The organism is Mesorhizobium sp. B2-1-3 (assembly GCF_006442495.1).
In the GTDB taxonomy this organism is placed as follows: domain Bacteria; phylum Pseudomonadota; class Alphaproteobacteria; order Rhizobiales; family Rhizobiaceae; genus Mesorhizobium.
The window spans coordinates 26,493-45,920 of the sequence record NZ_VFWL01000010.1; the positions used below are offsets into that span (position 1 = coordinate 26,493).

The 19,428-nt window shown below is 60.3% G+C and carries 17 protein-coding genes and 2 tRNA genes; 9 read left to right on the forward strand and 10 right to left on the reverse strand.

Annotated elements, in window-relative coordinates:
- The first annotated feature begins 447 nt into the window (after window positions 1-447).
- The 4 genes from FJ973_RS17565 (at window position 448) to FJ973_RS30955 (ending at window position 4,127) form a co-directional block, all read left to right on the forward strand.
- On the forward strand, window positions 448-657 hold the full coding sequence (locus FJ973_RS17565; protein WP_140495002.1) for a hypothetical protein: 210 nt from the start codon (window positions 448-450) through the stop codon (window positions 655-657).
- Window positions 654-2,060, forward strand: a complete 1,407-nt coding sequence (locus tag FJ973_RS17570) for a 50S ribosomal protein L11 methyltransferase (RefSeq protein ID WP_140556949.1) — start codon at window positions 654-656, stop codon at window positions 2,058-2,060. The genes FJ973_RS17565 and FJ973_RS17570 overlap by 4 nt, the downstream gene beginning before the upstream one ends.
- Window positions 2,061-2,096: 36 nt before the next feature.
- A complete protein-coding gene (locus tag FJ973_RS17575) occupies window positions 2,097-3,848 on the forward strand; it encodes a sulfatase-like hydrolase/transferase (protein WP_140556951.1) in 1,752 nt (583 codons plus the stop codon).
- A gap of 129 nt (window positions 3,849-3,977) precedes the next feature.
- Complete coding sequence (locus FJ973_RS30955) at window positions 3,978-4,127, forward strand: hypothetical protein (protein ID WP_181165118.1); 150 nt, start codon at window positions 3,978-3,980, stop codon at window positions 4,125-4,127.
- A 46-nt stretch (window positions 4,128-4,173) separates the two neighbouring features.
- On the opposite strand, the gene FJ973_RS17580 is transcribed toward FJ973_RS30955, so the two are convergent.
- A tRNA-Asp gene (locus tag FJ973_RS17580) sits at window positions 4,174-4,250 on the reverse strand.
- Between the two features lie 216 nt (window positions 4,251-4,466).
- Between FJ973_RS17580 and FJ973_RS17585 the strand changes: the two genes are divergently transcribed.
- Window positions 4,467-4,542 (forward strand) — tRNA-Val (locus FJ973_RS17585).
- 25 nt (window positions 4,543-4,567) lie between these two features.
- Here the strand turns inward: FJ973_RS17585 and rbsK are convergent.
- Genes rbsK through ugpC form a run of 3 tightly spaced genes read right to left on the reverse strand, consistent with a single transcriptional unit; the run spans window position 4,568 to window position 7,031 of the window.
- Window positions 4,568-5,497, reverse strand: a complete 930-nt coding sequence (gene rbsK, locus FJ973_RS17590) for a ribokinase (protein WP_140556953.1) — start codon at window positions 5,495-5,497, stop codon at window positions 4,568-4,570.
- Window positions 5,498-5,501: 4 nt separating this feature from the next.
- Window positions 5,502-5,954 carry an RbsD/FucU family protein gene (locus FJ973_RS17595; protein WP_140515764.1) on the reverse strand — a complete coding sequence of 151 codons (453 nt, stop codon included), beginning with the start codon at window positions 5,952-5,954 and terminating at the stop codon, window positions 5,502-5,504.
- Between the two features lie 27 nt (window positions 5,955-5,981).
- Window positions 5,982-7,031 carry a sn-glycerol-3-phosphate ABC transporter ATP-binding protein UgpC gene (gene ugpC / locus FJ973_RS17600; RefSeq protein ID WP_140515762.1) on the reverse strand — a complete coding sequence of 350 codons (1,050 nt, stop codon included), beginning with the start codon at window positions 7,029-7,031 and terminating at the stop codon, window positions 5,982-5,984.
- A gap of 289 nt (window positions 7,032-7,320) precedes the next feature.
- On the opposite strand from ugpC, the gene FJ973_RS17605 reads away from it, so the two are divergent.
- The 3 genes from FJ973_RS17605 to FJ973_RS17615 all read left to right on the forward strand — a co-directional run bounded on the left by FJ973_RS17605 (window position 7,321) and on the right by FJ973_RS17615 (window position 11,125).
- Window positions 7,321-8,985, forward strand: coding sequence for a sugar ABC transporter substrate-binding protein (locus tag FJ973_RS17605; RefSeq protein WP_140556955.1), 1,665 nt, complete (start codon window positions 7,321-7,323; stop codon window positions 8,983-8,985).
- A gap of 87 nt (window positions 8,986-9,072) precedes the next feature.
- Entirely contained in the window at window positions 9,073-10,194 is a 1,122-nt protein-coding gene (locus FJ973_RS17610) for a sugar ABC transporter permease (protein WP_140521848.1), read from the forward strand.
- A 13-nt stretch (window positions 10,195-10,207) separates the two neighbouring features.
- The gene (locus FJ973_RS17615) at window positions 10,208-11,125 is read left to right on the forward strand and encodes a carbohydrate ABC transporter permease (protein WP_140515758.1); all 918 of its coding nucleotides are present in this window, start codon (window positions 10,208-10,210) and stop codon (window positions 11,123-11,125) included.
- 47 nt (window positions 11,126-11,172) lie between these two features.
- On the opposite strand, the gene FJ973_RS17620 is transcribed toward FJ973_RS17615, so the two are convergent.
- Together FJ973_RS17620 and hxlB are read right to left on the reverse strand one after the other, a co-directional pair.
- A complete protein-coding gene (locus FJ973_RS17620) occupies window positions 11,173-11,916 on the reverse strand; it encodes a creatininase family protein (RefSeq protein ID WP_140556956.1) in 744 nt (247 codons plus the stop codon).
- Between the two features lie 4 nt (window positions 11,917-11,920).
- Window positions 11,921-12,466: a 6-phospho-3-hexuloisomerase gene (hxlB, locus tag FJ973_RS17625; protein ID WP_140556958.1), complete on the reverse strand. Its 546-nt coding sequence runs from the start codon at window positions 12,464-12,466 to the stop codon at window positions 11,921-11,923.
- Window positions 12,467-12,674: 208 nt separating this feature from the next.
- Between hxlB and FJ973_RS17630 the strand changes: the two genes are divergently transcribed.
- Window positions 12,675-13,697 (forward strand): aldo/keto reductase, encoded by a 1,023-nt coding sequence (locus FJ973_RS17630; RefSeq protein WP_140556959.1) that lies wholly within the window; start codon window positions 12,675-12,677, stop codon window positions 13,695-13,697.
- A gap of 93 nt (window positions 13,698-13,790) precedes the next feature.
- On the opposite strand, the gene FJ973_RS17635 is transcribed toward FJ973_RS17630, so the two are convergent.
- The 4 genes from FJ973_RS17635 to clpP form a co-directional block, all read right to left on the reverse strand.
- Complete coding sequence (locus FJ973_RS17635) at window positions 13,791-14,063, reverse strand: HU family DNA-binding protein (protein ID WP_006201846.1); 273 nt, start codon at window positions 14,061-14,063, stop codon at window positions 13,791-13,793.
- Window positions 14,064-14,259: 196 nt separating this feature from the next.
- A complete protein-coding gene (gene lon, locus FJ973_RS17640) occupies window positions 14,260-16,671 on the reverse strand; it encodes an endopeptidase La (RefSeq protein ID WP_140493937.1) in 2,412 nt (803 codons plus the stop codon).
- A gap of 272 nt (window positions 16,672-16,943) precedes the next feature.
- Window positions 16,944-18,218, reverse strand: a complete 1,275-nt coding sequence (gene clpX / locus FJ973_RS17645; RefSeq protein ID WP_140493939.1) for an ATP-dependent Clp protease ATP-binding subunit ClpX — start codon at window positions 18,216-18,218, stop codon at window positions 16,944-16,946.
- Between the two features lie 295 nt (window positions 18,219-18,513).
- Window positions 18,514-19,143 (reverse strand): ATP-dependent Clp endopeptidase proteolytic subunit ClpP, encoded by a 630-nt coding sequence (clpP, locus tag FJ973_RS17650; protein WP_027028064.1) that lies wholly within the window; start codon window positions 19,141-19,143, stop codon window positions 18,514-18,516.
- Window positions 19,144-19,428: the final 285 nt, after the last annotated feature.

The window sequence follows — 19,428 nt, forward strand, 5'->3', positions numbered from 1 at the left end:
CCCCACGCCATGATGTTGCAGGTCAAGGAGCGACGCAATCGACGCCCAAGCGGCAACAACCGAGAAGCCGACCTCCCACTGATGCCAAACGTAATCGTGTTAACCCCCGGCGCCATCACTCATCGAACGGGCACGTGCCGTCGATATGGTAGAGCGGCAAATAATGAGGACTATCGCCTTCACTTCGCCGACCCGCCGCGACGAAGGCGTTCGTTGACCATTTTGGCGGAGACATGTTCGATCGCAAAAATCCGAAATGTTTGGCGCCGCACAGCGACAGAGTGGCTCACTAGCGACACGCTGTCGCGGCCATTTCCGTCACCACAAGTTTCTCGAAGTGTGAAAGATTTGTGACAAATGTCTGGTCAAACGCGTTGGATCGCATTAAAGGCGCATTAAACAGCAACCGCGCGCAGAGCCGATGGGGAGTATGGGCCTTTGTACAAGATGAGACTGACAGCTTCACTTGGGATGCTATATTTATTGAGTCTGACGGTGTCGGCTCACGCATATCTCGACCCGGGCACCGGGAGCATGCTGCTGCAGGGCTTGATTGCAGGTGTCGCGGCGGGCACCACCGTGTTAACCATCTATTACAATCGCCTCAAACTGCTGTTGGCGCGCATTTTCGGTAAGAATCGTACAGACCGGAAATGAAAGGTTCAGGACTAGTTTTTGAGGACGGATCGTTCCGAGATCCTTCCGGGTCGGTCTTTGTTTCCGATGGCCGGGTTTTCCGCACAGTGACCGACCAGGGCAAAGCGAGCTATGAGGCCGCCCGGGATGCGGGCATCCTGCTACGTTACGCCGAGCTGGATAAAATAGTCCGGACCAGTGAGGTTGCCCCCGCAGATTGGCCCGAGGTCGTAGGAAAACCAGCTTACGTGTTGGAACACGGAGCGATACCATTCTTGAGCTATCCCTACGAATGGTCTTTCGGTGCGTTGAAGGCAGCAGCACTGCATCATCTTGACCTGCAAATACAACTATTGGCCGAGAATTTTGTCCTTTCTGACGCAAGCGCCTACAATGTGCAGTTCGTTGGCTCCAAGCCCATCTTCATCGATATCCTCTCTGTTAGGCCATATCGGGACGGGGAGTATTGGACGGGTCACAGACAATTCTGCGAGCAGTTTCTTAATCCGCTGCTTCTCCGAGCTGTGAAGGGAGTCGCCCACAATTCATGGTTCAGGGGTGCGCTGGAGGGCATTTCCACCCGCGATTTTGCTCGCTTGCTCACATTTTCTGAGCGATTTTCGTGGAACATGTTGACCCACGTCACGCTGCAAAGTCGCCTTGAACAGAGCTCCGTGAATGATCCCAGCAACGCTGTCAAAAGGGTTAGCCGAAGCAGAAAGCTACCGCGGGCGGGGTATCACGGCATTTTATCCCAATTGCGCCGGTGGATCGCACGCCTAGAGCCGGCCGACACCGGCAAGACTGTGTGGGGCGCATACGCGAGTATGAACACCTACTCCAGTCAAGAGGCCTCGACAAAGCGGCAAATGATCCACGATTTCGCGGCATCCGGCCAAGTCGCCACCGCAATCGATCTGGGCTGCAATACTGGCGACTTTTCGGTCGCCGCCTTGGAGGGTGGCGCGAAAGCGGTAGTTGGCTTCGATTTCGATCAGACCGCAGTCGACATCGGATTTTCGCGGGCCGCGTCAGCTAAAATGAACTTTCTTCCGTTGTGGCTGGATGCTGCGAACCCCAGCCCTGATCAAGGATGGGCTCAGAAGGAACGAAAGGGTTTCTCGTCCAGATTCAGAGCTGATGCGGTTCTTGCTCTCGCTTTTGAGCACCATCTTGCCATTGGCAGAAACGTGCCTTTGCACCAGGCCGTCAAATGGATTGTTGACGTTGCTCCCACCGGCATAATCGAGTTCGTCCCTAAGGATGATCCAACAATTCGACACATGCTTGCTCTTCGAGAGGATATCTTCCCCGATTATAACCCTTCTTCGTTCGAATGCGCACTCACGTCCGTTTCCCGCATTGCGAAGAAACAAACAGTGTCGGCCACCGGCCGTACACTTTATCAATTCGATAGGCGATGAAATAAAAAGAGATGGTACTTTATCGGGTATTTTCGAATGAGTATTAACGCCAATCGCATTGTTAGAATTTCGACTGCATTTCTCGCCTTACTGTTTCCAATATTAGTTCTTTTCGTATTTTTTCCATTGGAACTTTATGCGAAAAACGCCAAGGAATTGGGGTATGATATTTGGCTCCCCACTATTTTCATTTATGGTGGCGCATTTATTTTGATATTTGTATCCACTCTAACCTTGTTCGGAATTCGGGATTTCGTAAAAAAGGCGTATTTGCTTCTAGGGGCCTTCGTATTACTCGCCGACGTTTTTGCCCCCGTTCAGCTGAGTCGCTTAGATGGCGCATCATTCGCAAGCCCGGAGCCCATCTCCATCACTGCGGTAGAAGTTGCCATCTTGGTCGCGCTGTTGGCGGTGGGTGCAGTTACGACTCTAGGCACGCTGGTTCGGGTTTTTGCCATCCTATCGATCGCGTTAATTGCCGGATTGGCCACTGTTGCTGCGGGCCTGCCAGTGCCACCGGCTGAAACCGAAAACTCTCCTAAATCCGGCTTGTCTATAAATGGCCGCTCGGACCTTCCAAATATATATCACTTTCATCTCGATGAGATGCAGTCAGATTTTGCACTTGCCGCCATCGAAGAGATGAATGACCGGAGCATTTTTCGCGGGTTTACGTTTATGCGCCGGAATATTTCAAACTATCCGTATACGTTATCGTCGGTTGCGAGCTATCTGACCGGTACCATATTTCGGAGCGGAAGCTTTCCCGCCTGGAGAGCAGCCTTCGATCAAGGATTGCTGAAAGATCTTCGGACGGATGGTTACGCAGTTGATGTTGTGGGGCTTCCGGAGATATTGCAGACAAATGTTGCAGATGTATTTTTCACGCCAGAGCAGATCACCAAGTACCAATACTCGCTCAAACACCCGCAAATTGTCGAATTTTCTGGATTATTGTTTGCAAAATTGTTTCCAAATTTCTTGACAAATGAGGCCTTGGGGTGGGGACACTCGGCCGGCGAGCGGATTAGCGCAGTATTTGAGCGCAAAGCGGAAAGCTACATCCCGAAGACCGTAGAACAAGGCGTCCATCCATTTCAGGCTGTTGTGGGGATGAAATATCTGATCGCGAATGAACAGCGGTTTGCCGCACGCGGTAGATACACATTGTTCCAAGCGATCCTTCCTCATGGCCCCTACGTGCTCGATGCAAATTGCATGGTCGATCCCGAACGTGCGGCGGTCGGGGTCCAGGCTGCCTATAGGTCTCAGGCCAGTTGCGCCATGAAGCTTGTTGTGGAGTTCTTGCAAGAGCTCAAGCGACTGGACCGCTATGACGACGCCATTATCGTCATACAATCTGACCACGGGTCCGGGTGGGCAGGCTTTTTGAATGGACTCGGTGGCTCAGAGATGAGTCCGCCGTATCACTCCGGCATCACCGCATTTGGAGGCACCACCGCAGCATTTGAAAGCAGGTCGATGGCAACCCTCATGATTAAGCCCTCTCAATCGGACTCTGATTTTGCGGTATCTGACGGAGAATCGCAGTTGATCGACGTCTATCCCACAATAATGGACGCGATCGGGCACCAGCCTAACCGACCTCACGATGGTCTGAGTTTGTTGCCCTGCCTAACAGGATCCTGTGAAAGCATCCGCGTGCGCCCGCAAAAATTCTTTGTCTATCCGCACGATGGGGGCATTTCTCCGCTGCTAGCCAATACCGTAGTGTTCACGGCCGGACATGCAGTCTTCACACAAACCGAGACTATACCGGTGCCGTAGCGGTTGAACCGCTTGAATATCGCGATGCGTCCCCCCTCGGCCCGCCCGGTTCATGGACGTTGGGCGTTCCGGTGCGGTCGAGGCCAACGCCGCGCCAGCGGCGCTTCGATCGAGGCGATCTCGGCCAAGATGGCCAATTCAATCGACCAGAACAAGGCGCTCCAGAAGACGTACATGCCGGTCAATCTGGTAGCCGTCTGCGCAGCCCGACGTAGGGGCAGGAAACTGCTCGGCCAGGAACGGAATGAATACGAAAAGTTGAAACTCTCCGGAAAATGAGAGTTGAAACTTTTTCAAGGGGCGGTAGCTAACCCCTTGAAACTAATGGCGCGAGTGACGGGGCTCGAACCCGCGACCTCCGGCGTGACAGGCCGGCACTCTAACCAACTGAGCTACACCCGCGCATTGACGAGCACGTGTCAGCCGTGTTCGTCGTTGGGCGCTGGATAAGGGGTTCGCCACCGGGTGTCAAGCGCACGAAACCATCATAACATCAAACTGGAGAAGGTTTTTTGACAGCCGGCGTGTTGTTCGCAAATACGGCCCGCAACGACGGCGTCCCACGCTCATTTGGCCTTGCGAAGCTGGCCCCGACCGCTTAAAGGTCCGGCCCGGAGCGGGCGATTAGCTCAGTTGGTAGAGCGCTTCGTTTACACCGAAGATGTCGGCGGTTCGAGCCCGTCATCGCCCACCATTCAGGCGCCTTTCATTCAAACGCCTCAGCCCCTCGCCAGCAGCGCCTCGACCTCGTGCAAGTCCGGCATGGACGGCGCGGTGCCTGGCCTCGTCACCGAAATGCCCGCAACGGCGCAAGCAAAGCGCACGGCTTGCAGGGGCTCCATCCCACGCGACAGCGCGGCGGCCAGGCCGCCATTGAAGGCATCGCCGGCTCCCGTGGTCTCGACCACCGGGCCGGCGCTGACGGCGGCGACATGTTCGGACCGATCCCTCGTGTGCAGCAATGCGCCTTTCTCTCCCAACGTGACGATGACGGCGCCGGCGCCCTTTTCGAGCAGCTTGCCGGCGGCTGCGCGGGCGTCATCGACCGAGGCGACCTTCGTGCCGGTCAACTCCTCCGTCTCGGTCTCGTTGGGCGTGAGGTAGTCGCAGAGCGAATAGATGCGGTCGGGGAGCCTGGCCGCCGGAGCCGGGTTGAGGATGGTCGTCACCCCTGCCCCGCGCGCGATCTCCAACGCCCGCAGCGCCGCCTCGATGGGCTGTTCGAGTTGCGTCACGAAGACGCCGGCACCACGAATCAGGGCGGCATTGGCCTCGATGTCGTCGGGCGAGATCAGCATCGCCGCGCCGGGGCTGACGATGATGGCGTTATTGCCGGTGCCCTCCTCGACGAAAATATAGGCAGCGCCCGTATAGCTGTCGGGCGTGTCGATCACGGCATTCTTCACGCCGGCGTCCTTCCAGGTGCGCTTGGCCATGTCGGCGAAGGCATCGACGCCGAGGCGCGTGAGGAAGGTTGCTTCGGCGCCGAGCTTACCGGCCGCAACCGCCTGGTTCGAACCCTTGCCGCCGGGACCGAGGGTGAAGGACGTTCCAAGGATCGTCTCGCCCATGCGCGGCTGCCGCGCGGCGCGATAGGCCGTGTCGGCGACGAAGACTCCGAGGATGACGATCGGCTTGCCGGCCACCATGCCGCTACTCCGCATCCGGCGGGACCACGCCCTTGCGGAAGGCAAAACAGCCGTAGAACCGGCGCTCGCCGGTCTGGATGACGCAGTAAGCCTGCTTGGCGCGCTCGTAGAAAGCGTAGCGCTCGACCGGCAGCATCGGCCATGGCTTGCCCTCGGCGGCGTCGATCTCCTTTTGCACTTCCTGCTGAACGGGCGGGATCTCGTCCGGCTTGCCGACGATCTCCATGCGCGCGGCTGAATCGTCGACGAACGTATCCAGCGGGTAGAGCGACAGCACCGCCTTCACGACTTGCGCCGCCGGCGCGTCGATGCGCAGCAGCCGCCCGAGCGCCGTCTGGCGCGCCACCGAATCGGAGGGGAAGTTGGTGTCGGCGATAATCAGGTCGTCGCCGTGTCCCATCGCCCGCAATGCCTGGAGCACGTCGGCATTGAGGAGCGGATTGATCCCTTTGAGCATGATATTCCTCGTGAAATGAGTTTGAGATCAGAGACGCTTGCCGGTCTCGGCATCGAACAGATGGATGTGGTCGAGCCGCGGCCTGAGCTTGAGCGTATCGCCGGGCTTGAAGTCGTGGCGTTCGCGGAACAGCGCCACCATCTCGCCGTCCCCGAAACGCAGGAAGACCAGGGTTTCCGAGCCAGTCGGCTCGACCACCGAAATCTTGGCAGGCACGCCATCGGCATGAATCTCGAGATGCTCCGGCCGCACGCCATAGACGACGGCGCGCCCTTCCTCCGCAGCGCTGCCGGGCGCGACCGGGAACAGAGCGCCGGCGATGTCGACACCGCCCTTGCGCGCGACGCCCTTGAGCAGGTTCATCGACGGAGAGCCAATGAAGCCGGCGACAAACAAGTTGGCAGGCCGGTCGAACAGTTCCAGCGGTGCGCCGACCTGTTCAATGCGGCCGTCGCGCATCACCACGATCTTGTCGGCCATGGTCATGGCTTCGATCTGGTCATGCGTGACATAGATGGTGGTGGTCTTCAGCCGCTGGTGCAGTTCCTTGATCTCGGTGCGCATCTGCACACGCAGCTTGGCGTCGAGATTTGAGAGCGGCTCGTCAAACAGGAACACCTGCGGGTTGCGCACGATGGCGCGGCCCATGGCGACGCGCTGGCGCTGGCCGCCGGAAAGCTGCCGGGGATAGCGTTTCAGATAAGGGTTGAGGTCGAGGATGTCGGCGGCGCGCTTGACCCGCTCGGCAACCACGGCCGGATCGGTTTTGCGCAGCTTGAGCGCAAAGGCCATGTTCTGCTCGACTGTCTTGTGCGGATAGAGCGCATAGTTCTGGAACACCATGGCGATGTCGCGCTTGGCCGGCGGCAAGTGGTTGACCACACGGTCGCCGATGGCGATCGTGCCGCCGGAGACGGTCTCCAGCCCCGCCACCATTCTCAGCAGCGTGGACTTGCCGCAACCCGAAGGACCGACCAGCACCACGAATTGGCCGTCAGATATATCGACGCTGACTTCGTGCAGAACCTTGACGGTTCCAAACGCCTTGGCCACTTTGCTGATCGCGACTTGAGCCATATCTCCCCCATCGGCTCCATTGCCGTATGCGCAGAAGCTAACCAACGCGACCTGCCAGGGCAAGCCGGTCTCTTCCCGACAAAAACCCGGTCTCGTTGACACGGCGTTTGGTTGCGAGAATAGTGACGGGCGCTGGTCCGAATACCGGTTGCCCGAACCAAAAAAACGGAACTTCAATCGAGCAGGTGGGGTCCTGCATCGTTCGTTTCCGAACCGGGAGAATCGTTTGGCGCTCCAGCGCCTGAGAAATTTGGCCGCATTCACAACAGATATTCTGGGAGGAACATCGATGAAAACAGGTCTCTACGAAACGCTGGTCCGCGCGGGGGCAACCCGACGCGACATATTGAAGGGCGCGGCCTCGATGGCCGCGATCGCTGCCGCATCCGGCGCCGGGCTCGGCGCCCTCACGCGCCCGGCCTCCGCCGCCAGTGAGCTGCGCTCGAAAATCCTGCAGATCCCCGGCGTGGGCAAGGGTCAGCCGACCGACGCCGACTTCCAGAAGGTCGGCGAGCTCTGTCTCGAGGCGACCAAGGCCAATGTCAAGGAAGCCGAATTCGCCGGCGTCGAGCTTACCTTCATGGGTCTCAACAACCAGAACCTGCACAATGTGCTATTCCGCGGCTTCCTGAAGCCCTGGGAAACCTATACCGGCGCCAAGATCAACTGGATCGATCTGGCGCAGGCCGACTACAATGCCCGCCTGCAGCAGTCGATCGCCACCGGCACGGTCGACTTCGACATCATCGAGATGGGCGCGCCGTTCGAGGGCGACGTCTGCGGCAAGGGCCTCACGTCCGAGATGCCCGACTGGGTCAAGACCCAGATCGATTTCGACGACCTCGTCAATTATCTGAAGCCGCCTGTCGGCACCTGGAACGGCAAGCAGTACCGCGTGACCGTCGACGGCGACGCGCATAATTTCAATTACCGCACCGATGTGTTTTCCGATGCCGACCTCGCCAAGGCCTGGAAGGACGGCGGCGGCGGCGGTGAATGGGGCGTGCCGAAGACCTGGCAGCAGGTCCAGGCGGTCACCAAGTTCCTCAAGGGCAAGCAGGTCAAGGGTCAGGACGTCTACGGCTATCTCGACGCGCCGAAACCCTGGGGCGGATTCGGCTTCTATTTCCTCGGCAGCCGCGCCACCGCCTACGCCAAGCACCCCGACGACAAGGCCTGGCTGTTCGACGCCGACACGATGAAGCCGCGCATCAACAATCCGGCCTGGGTGCGCGCCATACAGGACGTGATCGACGCGCTGCCTTCGGAGCCTGCCGACCAGATCAACGCCGATCCAAACACCACCGCCTTCCAGCAGTTCCTGGCCGGCACCGGCTCGATGGTCACCTGGTGGGGCGATGTCGGCTCGAACGTCAAGACCAACGACTCCTCCGTCGTGGGCGACGTCACCGGCTTCTCGATCCTGCCCGGCTCCGACGATGTCTACAACTCCAAGACCGGGCAGTGGGACAAACTCGCCAGCGGACCGAACTATGCGCCGAACTGCGCCTATCTCGGCTGGGGCGTATACGTCATGGCCCGCGTCGATAGCGACGAGAAGAAGAAGAAGGCGGCATGGTCCGCCGCCGCCCATCTCGGCGGCAAGGACCTGTCGATCTGGACGGCGATGTACCCGTCCGGCTTCCAGCCCTACCGCAACTCACATTTCGACATTCCGGAGTGGGTGGCGGCGGGCTATGACGAAGCCTTCATCACCTCCTATCTCAAGTCGGAATCGGACAGCTACAACCACCCGAACGCGGCGATCGAGCCACGCATTCCCGGCATCTTCCAATACTATTCAGCCGCCGAGGACATTCTGGCTAACACCTTCGCCGGCAAGATGAAGGCCCAGGAGGGCGCAGATGCCATTGCCGCGGCCTGGGAGAAGCTGACCGACCAGATCGGCCGTGACAACCAGATCAAGCTCTACAAGGCCTCGCTCGGTCTGTAGGCAGGCGTTATGGCCCGGCGGAACCTGTTCGCCGGGCCGTATCTCGGCCGGCTTCGGCCGGTCATTTGCGCAAAAGAGGCAAGAGGCGTGGCTGACCAGACTTCGACCACGAATGCGTGGCCGGCAAATTCCGTACCGACCGATCTGATCCCGCCCGGCCGCAAACGGCTTGGTTGGGCCCTGATGGCCGTCGCGACGCTCGGCCTTCTGGCAACGATCCTGGTGCAAATCCTCTACAAGAGCGAGGTCGACACGATCGGCTTCGAGACATGGCGGCCCGTGGTCTACGCCTATGTGCTGTGGGGCGTGGCGCTCGGCGTCGGCCAGGTGCTGACGCGCGGCGAAGACGGCCAGCGGGCGCTGTTCCTGCTGCCGGCGCTGCTGTTCACCATCGCCATGGTGATCTTCCCGACCCTGTTCGGCTTCTACATCGCGCTGACCGACTGGAACCTGAGTTCATTCTCGGGCCGCAAGTTCAACGGGCTCGACAATTTCTGGCAGATGCTCGGCGATCCCTATTATCGCAACGCGCTGTTCAACATGGTGCTCTATGTGCTGGCGGTGCTGGTCGAATATGTCATCGCCTTCGGCCTGGCGCTGCTGCTCAACGCGCAGATCCGGGCGCGCAAATTCTTCCGCGTCGTCTTCCTGATGCCGCTGATGCTGTCACCGGTCGCGGTCTCGTGGATGATCGGCAAATCGCTGATGGAGTACCGGTTCGGGCCGGCGGCGACACTGGCCCGCCACCTCGGCTGGGACAACCCCGCCTTCTTCTCCAACCCGATCACCGCCCGTATCTCGATCATGATGCTCGACGCCTGGACCTTCATCCCCTTCATGATGATCATGCTGCTTGCCGGCTTGCAGGCGATGTCGCGCGAGGTGCTGGAGGCCGCGCGCGTCGACGGCGCCACGGCCTGGCAAACCTTCTGGCAGGTCACCTTCCCGCTGATGCTGCCGGTGTCGGTGACCGCCGTCGTGTTGCGCATCATCTTCAAGCTGAAACTGGCAGACATCATCATCACGGTCACCTCGGGTGGTCCGGGCGGCGCCACCGATTCCGTGTCGAGCTTTATTTATCGCGAGTACCGGGACCGTTCCAATGTCGGCTACGGCACGATGCTGGCGATGGCCTATCTCGTCATCATCGTGGTGTTCGTGACCTGGCTGCTGAAGGTCGCCAACCGCTTCGTGCGCAATGTGAACTAGTGCGGCAGGGATCATGAGCGTTCAGACCACCGACTATACCGTCTCCGAAATCCGCTCACCGGCGAGCTTCATCACCAGCCGCGTCTTCATCTATGGCGCGCTTGTGTTCTGGGCCTTCATCTGCCTCTTTCCGATCTACTGGACGATCACGACCTCGTTCAAGTCGGCGGTAGACGTGACCCAGGGGCATCTGATCCCCTTCGTCGACTTCCAGCCGGACTGGAAGGGCTGGCGATCGCTTGGCCTGTCGCCGGATTCGATCTTCCAGACGTCGACCGTCCGCGACGAATTCTTCAAGCGCTTCATGAATTCGGTCATCACTTCGGTCGGCGCGTCGAGCCTCGCCATCGTCATCGGCAGCCTCGCCGCCTACGGCCTCACGCGCTACCGCTATCACTTCGCCTGGTTCAAGAACGAGGACATTTCCTTCTTCTTCCTGTCGCAGCTCATCCTGCCGCCAGTCGTGCTCGCACTGCCGTTCCTGGTGCTTTACCGCGAAGTCGGACTGCTCGACACGCGCATCGGGCTGATCCTGCTCTACACGCTGATGGTGCTGCCGATCGTCATCTGGATCATGCGCGACCAGTTCAATTCCATCCCGGTCGAGCTTGAGGAAGCGGCCCTCGTCGACGGGTTGTCGATCTGGGGCGCGTTCTTTCGCATCGTCATGCCGATCGCCCTGCCCGGCATGGTCGCCGCTTTCATCCTGGCGATGGTGCTGTGCTGGAACGAGTATTTCTTCGCCGCCCTTTTGACCTCGACCGACGCCAAGACAATTCCGGTCATGGTGGCGAGCCAGACCGGTTCGCAAGGCATCAACTGGTGGTCGATGGCAGCGCTTGCCACGGCGGCAATCGCGCCCTTGGCCGTCATCGGCATCGCGCTGGAGCGCTATCTGATCATGGGCATGACCGCGGGAGCGGTGAAATAGGCGGCGCCGTCCTTACCTTCTCCCACAAGGGAGAAGGAAGAACCGCGCTAGCCCCTCAGGATCGTGCGCAGGTGATCCATGATCATGGCAACGCCCTCTGCTCCGAGCGCAGCCGAGGCATCCGGAGCACTGGCCGTATACCAGCTCGTATTGTCGGCGAAATGGCCGGCATCGACAGCCTCAGGGCATAGCGCCAGCATCAGCGAAGTCTCGCCGATCCCAGCATGGTCGAACGGGTACTTGCCGTTCATCTCGGCCGGCATCAGCGGATGCACCTGCACCCAGTTGAAAAAATTGCTGCCCTCGGCATGCTCGGCATAGTAGGCGGCCATCGCCTCGGAGCCCCACCAGCCTTCACCTCGTTCCTTCTCAAGGAAACGGAAGATCGCCTGACGTCCGGCGGCCTTGAAGGCGAGATCGGTCGGCATGCCGGCGGCGAAATTCTCGGTCTGATGGTGGATGATGGCGTGGACGTTGCGAAAACCGATGCGCAGAAGGCTATAGAACAGTTCCTCCGCGAAAGGCGCCAGTTGATTGCCGCCAACCTGCACCGAGCCTGTGCCCTCCGGCGGCGCCACGGCGTAGCTCGCTGCGCCGTAGTAGAAGGGCGGCAGGATGACGATCTCCCGCTCCTTCTCAAACAGCTCCAGCGTCTTGACGACCGCCAGCGTGTCCATGCCCACCGCCATGTGCTCGCCATGGTATTCGAGCACGCCGAGCGGCAGCGCGACCGGCCAGTTCTGGGCGATCGCCTTGCGGATCTGGTGCGGCAGCATCAGCACATAGCGCATCGCACTACTCCATATTGGTGTGACGGGCCCGCATCGCTTCCGGCGAGGCCGCGGTCAACCCCCTGAGCTTCATCACCATGACCTCGAACAGCAGGAACAGCGCGCCTTCGAACACCGATCCCATCGGCAGGACCGATGTTTTTTGCGGACCCTGGTCGTCGGCCATGGTCTGCGCCGGCACGAGCAGGGTGAAGTCGGCCAAGCGCGCTGCACTGCCGCCCGGCTGGGCGGTCAGAAGCAGAACCGTCGCGCCGGCCTGGCGCGCCACCTGCATCAGGGTCAGCACGGTCGCGGTTTCTCCAGGCCCGGAACTGACCAGGAAGACATCGCCCTGCCCCACGGGCGGCGTGGTCATGTCGCCGACCACCGACACCGGCAGGCCCAGATGATGGAGCCGCATGGCGAAGCCCTTGACCTGCAAGGCCTCGCGGCCGCAGCCATAGACGACGATCTGCCGTGCTCCTGCGAGCATCTCGCAGACGGCATCGATCCGGCCGTCGTCAACGCGCGCCAGCACAGTGCCGAGCTCGTCCAGAGCGGTCCTGAACATCTGCGAGCCCGCATCGCCCACGACGGTGCCGTCCAACGATCCGAGGTCGAAGAAGAGTGGAAATTCCCGGTCACGTCTCTCCCGAACAGCTTGTTTTTATTGATGCTACCACCGCGAAAATCCGTGTCCAACGCCCCCTGCGCGCTTTTGCTGTGCCACGAGCATGATAGTGTCATGTCAGACAAGTCAATGAGGCAAACGGCAGGATATGAAGACACGGCATTTCGACCGCATCGGCAATGGCGGTATCAGCTTCACCGAACTCGGCTTCGGCACGGCGCCGCTTGGCAACCTCTACCGCGCCGTCTCCGACGAGGACGCCAATGCGACGCTGGAGGCTGCATGGGCGACCGGCTGCCGCTACTACGACACCGCGCCGCTCTATGGGCTTGGCCTGTCGGAGACGCGGCTCAACCCCTTCCTGCGCGGCAAGAAACGCGACGACTACGTGCTGTCGAGCAAGGTCGGCCGCATCATGCGCGCCTGTCCGCCGCAGGAGCGCACCGGCATCGGCAAGTTCTTCGACACGCCGTCGCGTAAGGAGGTCTACGACTACAGCTATGACGGCGTGATGCGCTCCTTCGAAGCGTCCCTGGAACGGCTCGGCGTCGACCGCATCGACATTCTGTTCGTGCACGACGTCGACATCTTCACCCATGGCAGCAAGGAAGCGTCCGACCAGCGCATAGAGGAGTTTATGCGCTCCGGCTATTACGGACTGCTTGCCTTGCGCGACCAGGGCGTCATCAAGGCCTTCGGCGGCGGCATCAACGAATGGCAGGTTGCCCAGACATTGGCCGAGCGCGGTAATTTCGATCTGTTCCTGCTTGCCGGCCGCTATACGCTGCTCGAGCAGGAGGCGCTGACATCCTTCCTGCCACTCTGCCAGAAGCGCGGCATCGGCATCGTTTTGGGCGGCCCCTACAATTCCGGGATCCTGGCCACGGGGCCGAAGCCGGGTGCCTTCTACAACTACACCGAAGCGCCGCGGGACGTGCTCGACCGGGTGGCGCGCATCGAGGCGGTCTGCCGGCGGCATGACGTGCGCCTGATCGAGGCAGCGTTGCAGTTTCCGTTGCTGCATCCGTCCGTCGTGTCGGTGATCCCCGGTGGCCAGCGGCCAAGCGAGGTCGAAAGCAATCGGTCACTGCTCGATGCAAAACTGCCGGCGGCACTCTGGGCCGACCTGAAGAAGGCCGGCCTGATGCGGGCGGACGCGCCAACCGGGTAGCTCGCAATCGCGAACCTATCGACCGGCACGAGCGCAAAAGAAAAGCCGGGGCTTGCCCGGCTTTTCTGATATTTTGAAATTTAAAAAAGGCGCTTAATTGACGGCGTCCTTGAGACCCTTGCCGGCCGAGAACTTCGGCACGGTGCGCGCCGGGATCTTTACTTCGGCGCCAGTCTGAGGGTTGCGGCCGGTCGAGGCTGCGCGCTTTGACACGGTGAAATTGCCAAAGCCGACAAGCCGGACATCGCCGCCCTTCTTCAGTTCGCCGGTGATGACGGAGAATACCGCATCGACAGCCGACTGCGCGTCACCCTTCGAAATGCTCGCGGCGTCGGCGACAGCGGACACCAGTTCGTTCTTGTTCATAAAAATTCCCTTCCATGAGAACACCGGAACTCTCGACTCATCCGGCAGGAAACGGACTTTAGAAAGAAGCGCTCGCGCAACCAAGTCGAAAAGCCGGGAAAGAATGGAAAAAAGCCCGGAATTCCGGGGTTTTTCACATGAAAAAGCCGGGCGCGAGGCCCGGCTTTCTGTTTGTGCGCTGCAACTTTAGCAAGAACTAATGCGCAAGCGACTTTCCGGCGTCATCCGCAGTATCCGTCGCGGCAGGAGGATTGACCGGTTCGACCCATTCGATTGGCTCCGGCATACGCACCAACGCGTGGCGCAACGCCTCGCCGACCCGCGAGACCGGGATGATTTCCATACCGTTCTTCACGTTGTCAGGAATATCCGCCAGATCCTTGGCGTTGTCTTCCGGGATCAGCACTTTCTTGATGCCGCCGCGCAGTGCGGCAAGCAACTTCTCCTTCAGACCGCCGATCGGCAGCACCCTGCCGCGCAGCGTGATCTCGCCGGTCATGGCGACATCGGCCCTGACCGGAATGCCGGTCAGCACGGAGACGATCGCGGTCGCCATCGCCACACCGGCCGACGGCCCATCCTTGGGCGTGGCACCCTCCGGCACGTGGACGTGGATGTCGCGCTTGTCGAACAGCGGCGGCTCGATGCCGAAATCGAGAGCGCGCGAGCGGACATAGGAGGCCGCCGCCGAAATCGATTCCTTCATCACGTCGCGCAGATTGCCGGTCACCGTCATGCGGCCCTTGCCGGGCATCATGACGCCTTCGACCGTCAGCAGCTCGCCGCCGACTTCCGTCCAGGCAAGTCCGGTGATGACGCCGACCTGGTCGTCTGCCTCGACCTGACCGAAGCGGAAGCGCGGAACACCGAGATAATCGGCGAGATTGTCCGCCGTGATGTTCACAGTCTTCTTCTTCGTCTTCAGGATCTCGGTCACCGCCTTGCGCCCGAGCTTCATCAGCTCGCGCTCCAGGCTCCTGACGCCCGCTTCACGGGTGTAGGTCTGGATGATGGCGCGGATCGCGTCCTCACTGACGGAGAACTCCTTCGGCTGCAGCGCGTGATCGCGCACCACCTTCGGCAGCAAATGCCGCTTGGCGATCTCGATCTTCTCGTCCTCGGTGTAGCCGGCGATACGGATGATTTCCATGCGGTCCATCAAGGGCGCAGGGATGTTCAGCGTGTTCGCCGTCGTCACGAACATCACACTCGACAGGTCGTACTCGACCTCCAGATAGTGGTCCATGAACGTCGAGTTCTGCTCGGGGTCGAGCACCTCCAGCAAAGCCGACGACGGATCGCCGCGGAAATCCTGGCCCATCTTGTCGATCTCGTCGAGCAGGAAGAGCGGATTGGATTTCTTCGCCTTCTTCATCGACTGGATGACCTTGCCGGGCATCGAGCCGATATAGGTGCGCCGGTGGCCGCGGATCTCGGCCTCGTCACGCACGCCGCCCAGCGCCATGCGGATGAACTCGCGGCCGGTCGCCTTGGCGATCGACTTGCCGAGCGAGGTCTTGCCGACGCCGGGAGGGCCGACGAGGCACAGGATGGGCCCCTTGAGCTTCTTCTGGCGGCTTTGCACGGCGAGATACTCGACGATACGGTCCTTGACCTTGTCGAGACCGAAATGGTCGGTGTCGAGCACGTTCTGCGCGAACGCCAGGTCCTGCTTGACCTTGGAGTTCTTGCCCCACGGAATCGACAGGATCCAGTCGAGATAATTACGCACCACGGTGGATTCCGCCGACATAGGCGACATCGTCCTCAGCTTCTTCAATTCGGCTTCCGCCTTTTCGCGAGCCTCCTTGGAGAGCTTGGTCTTCTTGATGCGGGCCTCGATCTCGGCGGCCTCGTCGCGGCCATCCTCGCCTTCGCCGAGCTCCTTCTGGATCGCCTTCATCTGCTCGTTGAGGTAGTATTCGCGCTGCGTCTTCTCCATCTGGCGCTTGACGCGCGAGCGGATGCGCTTCTCCACCTGCAGGACGGAGATTTCGGCCTCCATGAAGCCCATCGCCTTTTCCAGCCGCTCCTTGACCGAGAGCGTGGCCAGCATCTCCTGCTTTTCGGGGATCTTGATGGCGAGGTGCGAAGCGACCGTGTCGGCGAGCTTGGAATAGTCGTCGATCTGGCTGGCGGCACCAACCACCTCGGGCGAGATCTTCTTGTTGAGCTTGACGTAGTTCTCGAAGTCGGTGACGACCGAACGAGCCAGCGCCTCGACCTCAACCTCTTCCTCTTCCGGCTCGACCAGCGCGGTGGCGCGGGCCTCATGGAAGTCGGGACGGTCGGTGAAGGCGGTGATTTTCGCGCGCGAGGCGCCTTCGACCAGCACCTTGACGGTGCCGTCGGGCAGCTTCAGCAATTGCAGCACGTTGGCGAGCGTGCCGATATCAAAGATGGCATCGGGCTCCGGATCGTCATCGGCGGCATTCATCTGGGTGGCGAGCAGGATCTGCTTTTCCTGACCCATCACCTCTTCCAGCGCCTTGATCGACTTTTCACGCCCGACAAAGAGCGGAACGATCATGTGCGGGAACACCACGATGTCGCGCAGTGGGAGGACTGCGAAGACGCCGTCGCTGGGAGCCTTGGTTATTTTGGCCATTGTCCAACCTTTCATGTCGCGGCCGCCAATCGGCCAACCGCGAATCTTATATTAACGACCGGGGATCGTTCCGCCTACCACCGTTGTGACGGGAGTTTTACAGCACAGAAATCGGGCACCTCGGCCTTCTCGTGTTAGGTGGATGCAGGAGGGCCAAAGATCAAGAGTTAACATCGCCGGCGTTCCATTCCCTCGCGAAGGTCGCATGCCTCTCATGGCAAAACGGCGCCCCGAGGGCGCCGTTCCACAAAAATATGGGTTCAAGTGGCATGTCAGGCGCTGACATTGCCCTTCTTTTCCTTCTGTTCGGAATAGATGTAGAGCGGCCGGGCACTGCCGGTCACCACTTCTTCCGAAATCACCACTTCGCGCACGCCTTCGAGCGCCGGCAGTTCGAACATGGTGTCGAGCAGGATCGCTTCCATGATGGAGCGCAGGCCACGCGCGCCGGTCTTGCGCTCGATGGCGCGCTTGGCGATCGCAGACAATGCGTTCTCGTGGAAGGTCAGGTCGACATTCTCCATCTCGAACAGCCGCTGGTATTGCTTGACCAGTGCGTTCTTCGGTTCGGTCAGGATCTGGATCAGCGCCGGCTCGTCGAGGTCTTCCAGCGTCGCCAGGACCGGCAGACGGCCGACAAACTCGGGAATGAGGCCGAACTTCAAGAGATCCTCTGGCTCCACAAGGCGGAAGACATCGCCGGTGCGGCGATCCTCGGGCGATGCCACGGTGGCGCCGAAGCCGATCGAGGTCTTGCGGCCACGATCCGATATGATTTTGTCCAACCCGGCGAAGGCGCCGCCGCAGATAAACAGGATGTTGGCGGTGTCGACCTGCAGGAACTCCTGTTGTGGATGTTTCCTGCCGCCCTGTGGCGGTACCGAGGCGACAGTGCCTTCCATGATCTTCAACAGCGCCTGCTGCACGCCCTCGCCCGACACGTCGCGGGTGATGGAGGGGTTATCGGACTTGCGCGAGATCTTGTCGATCTCGTCGATGTAGACGATGCCGCGCTGGGCGCGTTCGACATTGTAGTCGGCCGACTGCAACAGCTTCAGGATGATGTTCTCGACGTCCTCGCCGACATAGCCGGCCTCGGTCAGCGTCGTGGCATCGGCCATGGTGAAGGGCACGTCGATGATGCGGGCGAGCGTCTGCGCCAGCAGCGTCTTGCCGCAACCGGTCGGGCCGATCAACAGGATGTTGGACTTGGCCAGTTCGACATCGTTGTTCTTGCCGGCATGGGCGAGGCGCTTGTAGTGATTGTGGACGGCCACCGAGAGCACGCGCTTGGCGTAGGGCTGGCCGATAACGTAGTCGTCGAGAACCTTGAGGATCTCCTGCGGGGTCGGCACACCCTCGCGCGACTTCACCATCGAGGTCTTGTTCTCCTCGCGGATGATGTCCATGCACAGCTCGACGCATTCGTCGCAGATGAAGACCGTCGGGCCGGCGATCAGCTTGCGCACCTCATGCTGGCTTTTGCCGCAAAACGAGCAATAAAGCGTGTTCTTGGAATCGCCGCTGTTGTTGCCGACTTTGCTCATTTTCATGTCCTTTCATGGCCGCCCGCCGATGGTCTGGCTGAAAGGGCGCATACTCTATTTATCGCGGGAATCCGCCGCCGCCAGTATCCCGGCTCCCGCAACGTATTCCGTACGAAACACAAATCAGAAAACGTGGCAATGATTCGCAGCAACCCCACACAAAGCTAAGCCGTCGAAAATCAACATAGCCTTAACGTAGGCAATCCCGATCGTCGAGGGAACAGCCAATTGTGGCCGAAATGCCGCAAGACGCGCCAAAAGCGCGTGATGCCGCCATCCAACTGCCAATATGCCGTTATGCCAGCGCCCCTTCGGCCGCTTCGCGCGACGAAATGACCTTGTCGATCAGGCCGAAGTCCTTGGCCTCGTCCGCGGTCATGAAATGGTCACGGTCGAGCGTCTTTTCAATCTCGTCGTAGCTCTTGCCGGTGTGCTTGACGTACACCTCGTTGAGGCGGCGCTTCAGTTTAATGATGTCCTGGGCATGACGCTCGATGTCGGACGCCTGGCCCTGGAAGCCGCCGGACGGCTGGTGAACCATGATGCGGGCGTTCGGCGTGGCGAAGCGCATGTCCTTGTGGCCGGCGGTCAGGAGCAGCGAGCCCATGGAGGCCGCCTGGCCGATGCACAGCGTCGACACGGCCGGCTTGATGAATTGCATGGTGTCGTAGATGGCCATGCCCGAGGTGACGACGCCACCGGGCGAATTGATGTAGAGGTTGATTTCCTTCTTCGGATTCTCGGCTTCCAGGAACAGAAGCTGCGCGCAGACCAGCGTCGCCATGCCGTCCTCGACCGGACCGGTGATGAAAATGATGCGCTCCTTGAGGAGGCGCGAGAAAATGTCGTAGGCCCGCTCGCCGCGATTGGTCTGTTCGACCACCATCGGAACGAGGTTCATGTAGGTTTCGACGGGGTTCTTCATTCGTTATCTCTTGTCTCGCGGTGGGATTCCGGCGCCGGACATGCTGGCAACTCGGGCAGAATCGGTTCTGGATCGTTATTGTGTAAATAGGATGCCGGCTCATCCTTGTGCAAGGCCGACCCCTCCTAGCCATCTGGGTAAGTCGAATCAAGCTTTCCAGGCGAGATTCGCAGCGGCGGGCGCTTCCGCCGGCTCGCGACGGCACCTGCGGCCGAAGACAGGTAGCAGTTTCTTAACCGCATCACTTAACGAAATGCGCCGAAACTGCTTTTCTCGCGGACCGCT